This is a genomic window from Microcystis sp. M079S1 (assembly GCF_020246425.1).
GTDB classification, from domain to species: domain Bacteria; phylum Cyanobacteriota; class Cyanobacteriia; order Cyanobacteriales; family Microcystaceae; genus Microcystis; species Microcystis aeruginosa.
Genome location: NZ_JADBSZ010000095.1, coordinates 1 through 3,320, shown reverse-complemented (window position 1 = coordinate 3,320; position 3,320 = coordinate 1). Strand labels below are relative to the sequence as shown.

Genomic DNA, 3,320 nt, shown 5'->3' with positions numbered 1-3,320 from the left:
ATAGAAAGACATTCAGCAATTTTTGTCAATTTTTGTCAATTGTTTTCGCTCTAGAACCAACTAATCAATTAAATCTCTTGCCAGATAAGGATTTAGTCTGTTTATGCCACCCTATCGAACCATACCAAGTAACGAAGAACCAAAATTATGCCGATTTTTCGATAACCGAGGGGAAATTATTCTATTTGTAATTGGCTCTAGTGTCTTTAACCGCCGCCCAAAAAAATAGGGCTGTTAGTGGCACACTTGCCGCTAGAATTAAGCCAGTGGTGGTATTGCCTAAATCCGGTTCTCCCGAACTAATTTCAAAGACACAACCCACACCAGCGATCGCTGCAATACAGGATAATAACAATAAAACGCCGCTTTTCGGGGTCATCTTCACTCCTCACCTAAATTAACTAATGCCTTTATTTTGTCACTTTCTCGACGGGTTTCACCGCTTGCACGGAAAAACCGTGTTTTTTTAATTCTTCATTGAGTGCCAAATCGTTATCTACTCTATCCACGAACATGACACCATTAAGATGATCCATTTCGTGTTGAATTACCCGCGCTAGTAAACCGTTAGCTTGCAGTTTTCGCGGTTTCCCCTGTTCATCTTTATAACTCACTTCGATCGCTTGGGGACGGATGACATCTAAAAACACATCGGGAATACTCAAACAACCCTCTTCCGCTTTGCACAATTCCCGACTATAACCGATAATTTGGGGATTAATCAGAATTAGGGGCGTATTTTCGGGTTTATCGGGTTCACAATCGATGACAATCAATTGTTTATTGACTGCCACTTGCGGGGCCGCTAACCCGATACCATTGGAACTATACATAGTTTCCAGCATTTCTCTGGCTAATTGGCGAATGCTGTCATCGACTTTAGCAATCCGCTTGGCTGGTTGACGCAAGACTCGATCGCCGAGATAATGCAGTTCTAAAGGGGGTTTTTCTAATTTGCGTTTTTCTACGGTAATAGTGGCGCTCATAAACTTAATTATCGATGGGATGACACAATTTTGATCTTATACTAAATCCGTTGAGTATAGGCTACATATCAGGAGAGGCACTCATGCAAGAGGCAAAAGGCAAAAGGAGGAATAGATAATCAGTCTTTAATAACTGGATTTAGTATTAGTCACTGGCTCTGGGGCATTTCTCAGGAAAAGGGAGAAAAAAGCCCAGACTCTTCATAAAATTTTATACCGATCACAGACAGTTCGTCCATATCAGGGGGTGGGAAGTGGGGAAGTGGGAAGCTTTTTCAGTTATCAGTAAGCAGTAATCAGTAATCAGTGGGGGAGTGGGGAGATTTTTCAGTTATCAGTAAGCAGTAATCAGTAATCAGTAATCAGTGGGGGAGTGGGGAGAAGGGAGAAGGGAGAAAAAAAGCTGATTGTAACCGGCTACTTATTAGTAATTGGCATTCCTAACCATTGACTTAATTCCGCTGCTAACCATTCAATTTCGGGGTTACTCAGATAGGCTTTTGTCTGACTGCTAATAGTATATTCTTTAGTCCCCGCCCAAATAGTTAAAGCCATCGGCATATAAACTTGATCGCCATCGCCATCTTTGGTATGATAACTATCAGCTTTGACCAGTTTATTAATATGTTGCCGTGCCATTTTCTTTTTGCCCGGAAGTGTCAAACCAAAAATTCGCTGAATGGCAACAATTTCTTGACTATCAATAGTGATAATTTCCTCCCCTTTGAGACAATAAATAATCCCGCCAAGCATTCCTAAACCCACAAACCAAAAAGGCAAGGAAAAGAGCAGAAAAAACCAACTCATCCATAGAGGAATAGAAACGGCTCCTCCTGTCCATACTAATAAAAAAGCATTCCAAGCGATGGCAAAGGCTCCAAGAAAAATTAATTTAGGGGTAAAACCTTCGGGAGGTAAAGATATTTTAATTTTCTCCTCGCTTTTTTGCAACTGTACCCGACTACCTGCTGGTTTTTCAAGGTTCGAGGAAGTTAATTGCATTTCGTGGAGAGTATTTAAAGCTTGATTTGCTGCCTGTGCTGAAACAAACCTTTTCTCGAGACTAGGTTCAATTAATTGCCCTAACCAATGAACAAAAGCAGGGCTTAAATTGGCTAAATTATTTAATTTAATTTTGCCATCTTTTTGGGGTAAATCTGCGGGATGAATGCCTGTAGCTAGATAGATTAAAGTGGCTCCTAAACTGTATAAATCAGAAGCGGCAACGGTGCGACCACCAAATTGTTCGGGGGGCATATAACCGTAGGTTCCGACGATAGTTAAAGTGGACTGTTCCTGTTGGGCAACACTCTGGACAGAACCAAAATCAATTAAATAAACATTGCCGATACTATGACCTGATCGATCTTTTAGTAAAATATTACTAGGTTTCAAATCCCGGTGGATAATTGGCGGGTTAAGTCCATGGAGATAAATTAAAATACCTAGGATAGATTTAGCTAATTCTTGCAGGTCTGCTTCACTAAATTTGCGACCGGTTTCTATCTGTTCCTTGAGAGATTTAGCTTCGATATAACTCTGAACAAGGGCAAAACCTTGATAGGTATCGGTGCGAACTTCAAAATAGTCGATATATTCAGGAATCGAGCGACAATCTAGATGTTTAAGAGTTTCAGCTTCCCGTTCAAAGAGTTTTAAATCTGTCCATTCAAAATCGGGACTGAAGATTAATAATTTGAGGACAACAGTAGTACCCGTTTTTAGATCTTGGGCGAGAAAAGTGCGTCTTCCGGTTTGTTTACCTAACTGACTTTGGATTTGGTATCGATCGCCTAAAATTTGCCCTGGCAGCATACAATATATTCCTAGGATAATCCTAATTCTAGGCTAATCGAGAAATTTCTCAACCGCAAGCTAAGAAAAAGGAAGTTTGACCGAATCATCAAAACTTTAGCATCTCCCAGGATAACTGCGGTGAAATTCAATTATATCGCCCGTTTTTCGCCAATTCCTGGACTGGGGTGAGGGATGTATTTTTTCAGGATATCTCTTGTAAAAATCAAAAATTGTTGTTAGGGTTAGGAATCAGTAGTCAGTAGTCAGGAGAATTAAGAATGAATAATAATCAATTAAATGGTCTATTTACAGATTTTATGCAATTTAATCCTTATTTTTGCCGTTTTTGAACCCTGAAAAATTAATTATGCAAGAGGTTTGGGTTAAAAGAGAAAAGGTTCTTCGTTACTTAGTATGGTTCGATAGGGGGGCATAAATCGACTAAATCCTTATCTGGCAAGAGATTTAATTGATTAGTTCGCTCTAGATCGAAAACAATTAACAAAAATCGCCAAATGTCTTTCTCTATAAGAGTTT

4 protein-coding genes are annotated in these 3,320 nt (G+C 39.6%); 1 reads left to right on the top strand and 3 read right to left on the bottom strand.

Annotation, left to right across the window (positions count from 1 at the left end):
• Positions 1-191 (top strand): hypothetical protein (locus tag IM456_RS05880; protein ID WP_287692993.1); only part of this gene is annotated, 191 nt, incomplete at its 5' end.
• Here the strand turns inward: IM456_RS05880 and IM456_RS05875 are convergent.
• The 3 genes from IM456_RS05875 to IM456_RS05865 all read right to left on the bottom strand — a co-directional run bounded on the left by IM456_RS05875 (position 182) and on the right by IM456_RS05865 (position 2,801).
• Positions 182-379, bottom strand: a complete 198-nt coding sequence (locus IM456_RS05875) for a hypothetical protein (RefSeq protein ID WP_002731987.1) — start codon at positions 377-379, stop codon at positions 182-184. The two genes, IM456_RS05880 and IM456_RS05875, sit on opposite strands and share 10 nt — an antisense overlap.
• Before the next feature lie 31 nt (positions 380-410).
• A complete protein-coding gene (def, locus tag IM456_RS05870; RefSeq protein ID WP_149988226.1) occupies positions 411-986 on the bottom strand; it encodes a peptide deformylase in 576 nt (191 codons plus the stop codon).
• A 417-nt stretch (positions 987-1,403) separates the two neighbouring features.
• The gene (locus IM456_RS05865; RefSeq protein ID WP_149988227.1) at positions 1,404-2,801 is read right to left on the bottom strand and encodes a serine/threonine protein kinase; all 1,398 of its coding nucleotides are present in this window, start codon (positions 2,799-2,801) and stop codon (positions 1,404-1,406) included.
• Between the last annotated feature and the right edge of the window lie 519 nt (positions 2,802-3,320).

Coding starts and splice junctions, on each gene's coding strand:
- IM456_RS05865 (WP_149988227.1), bottom strand. CDS start 2,801: ATGCTGCCAGGGCAAATTTTAGGCGATCGATACCAAATCCAAAGTCAG.
- IM456_RS05875 (WP_002731987.1), bottom strand. CDS start 379: ATGACCCCGAAAAGCGGCGTTTTATTGTTATTATCCTGTATTGCAGCG.
- def (WP_149988226.1), bottom strand. CDS start 986: ATGAGCGCCACTATTACCGTAGAAAAACGCAAATTAGAAAAACCCCCT.